The following is a 342-nucleotide window of genomic DNA, read 5'->3' on the forward strand; positions in this document are numbered from 1 at the left end:
TGCGGTGTTTGTTGATAGCGGTCACAAGGTCAGGATGCGCACTGTCATGCATGGCATGGGCAATATACGGCCTATCGGGGTTGCCATTCATAAAGGCAATGGCCACTTCTGTGCCATCAATTAACGGAAAGTGAAAACCATAAGTATTACCAGAATAAGGCTTGGCTAAGCGAACCCATAGGCTTTCTCCCCCTTTGTTCCACTGTTTTAAATCAAAGTTAAATTTAACTCGGTAGCGTCCTTGGGTATCAATATAACCATAGGTGTCATGGTCAGGACTGGTCACCCTTGCGGGTAAGGTGCCACTGATTTGAGGCCAGCGGATAGGCGCAGGGCGGTAGA

General features: G+C 48.2%; 1 protein-coding gene. It reads right to left on the reverse strand.

Translation table 11 applies throughout. The features are described from left to right. Window positions 1–342, reverse strand: a 342-nt coding sequence (locus tag GQ594_RS11935) for a phage baseplate assembly protein V (RefSeq protein WP_202112599.1), incomplete at both ends; no start/stop codon positions are given.

The sequence above is a fragment of the Gilliamella sp. Pra-s52 genome (assembly GCF_009795805.1).
Taxonomy (GTDB): Bacteria; Pseudomonadota; Gammaproteobacteria; order Enterobacterales; family Orbaceae; genus Gilliamella.